1 protein-coding gene and 1 pseudogene are annotated in these 1437 nt (G+C 75.2%); one reads left to right on the forward strand and one right to left on the reverse strand.

Translation table 11 applies throughout. From position 1 onward, the window contains the following. A partial coding sequence (locus tag AB0J52_RS40485; RefSeq protein ID WP_500188515.1) for an oxygenase MpaB family protein occupies window positions 1-830 on the forward strand: 830 nt, incomplete at its 5' end. A 65-nt stretch (window positions 831-895) separates the two neighbouring features. On the opposite strand, the pseudogene AB0J52_RS40490 reads toward AB0J52_RS40485, so the two are convergent. Next, window positions 896-1437: pseudogene (locus AB0J52_RS40490) on the reverse strand (cytochrome d ubiquinol oxidase subunit II); the annotation flags it as partial.

Consider the following 1437-nt stretch of genomic DNA (forward strand, 5'->3'; position numbering starts at 1 on the left):
GTGCCGCCGCCGAGGACGAGCCGATCCCGCGGGTCGTCCGCGAGCTGGTCAGCGGGCCGTCCCTGGTGGCGGGCGGCGCGAACGTGATCATGCAGCTGTCCCGGCTGCCGGTCGGCCTCGGCGTGGTCGAGAGCCCCGTCGAGTCCGGACGGATCGACCGGCATCCGGTGAAGCGCACCCGCACCACGCTGACGTACCTGGTCGTAGCGATGCTCGGCTCCGCCGAGGAGCGCGCCTGGATGCGTGAGCAGGTCGACCGGCAGCACCGGCGGGTGCACAGCGCGCCGGGCGCGCCCGTCCGGTACAACGCGTTCGACCGCGAGCTCCAGCTGTGGGTCGCCGCCTGCATCTACTGGGGCGTGGAGGACGTCTACCGGCGCTTCTACGGCGAGCCGTCCGAGGCGGCGGTCGCCGAGTTCTACCGGCACGGCCGCCGGTTCGCCACGACGCTCCAGGTGCCGGACGACATGTGGCCCGCGGACCGCGCGGCGTTCGAGGAGTACTGGCGGGACGGTCTCGGCAAGCTCGGCAGCACCCCCGAGACCCGCGCCTACCTGCGCGGGCTCGCGAAGGCGGCGTTCCTGCCGAGGCCCGTCCAGCGGCTGGTCGGGCCGGCGAACCGGCTGCTGACGGTCGGCTTCCTGCCGCCGGAGTTCCGCGCGGAGATGGGCTTCGGCTGGACGGCCCGGGACCAGCGGGCGTTCGACGCGGCCGTCCGGATGATCGCGCTCGCGAACCGGACGATGCCGAGGCCGCTGCGCGAGTTCCCCTTCAACGTCTACCTGTGGGACTTCCGCCGCCGCATGCGCACCGGCCGCTCCTTCGTCTGAGCCCCGCCCACCGGTTCTGGACCGGGCCCGAGCGCGAACCCGGCCGAGCGGGCGAAAAGGCCGGTTCAGGCCCGGCGCGTCAGGGCACGGCCGTGGGAGCCCCGCTGGGCGTAGAGCCAGGCCGCCGCCGACGCCAGGAGGACCGCGCCCGCGCCGAGCACCGCGAAGGCCGCGGTCAGCGCGCCGTTCTCGGCTAGCGACCCGGCCAGGTCGAGGTCGGCCATGGACGCTCCGCCCCACAGCACGCTGACCACCGCGAGCGCGCTGGTCAGCCGGACGGCCAGGTGCCGCCGCCGGACGACCAGCACCAGCGAGACCACCCCGGCGGCCGCCGACACGAGGATCAGCGGCGACCGGACGCCGAACGCGACCGCGCCGGGCAGGGCGAACAGCCCGGTGGCGACGCCGGAGACCAGCGCGTAGCCCTGGAAGTGCAGCGGCACGTCCTGGTCCTCGCCGAGCCGGCGCGCGTGCCAGATCAGGTGGACGGCGGCGAGGTAGGCGCAGAGCATCGTGGTCAGCGCGCCGCCGTAGACGCCGGGGACGCTCATCCAGCTCGGCGCCCCGGTGGCGACGGCCGTCGCCACCGCGCCCAGGCAGAACGGGG

This window comes from Spirillospora sp. NPDC049652 (assembly GCF_040675125.1).
Lineage (GTDB): Bacteria > Actinomycetota > Actinomycetes > Streptosporangiales > Streptosporangiaceae > Spirillospora.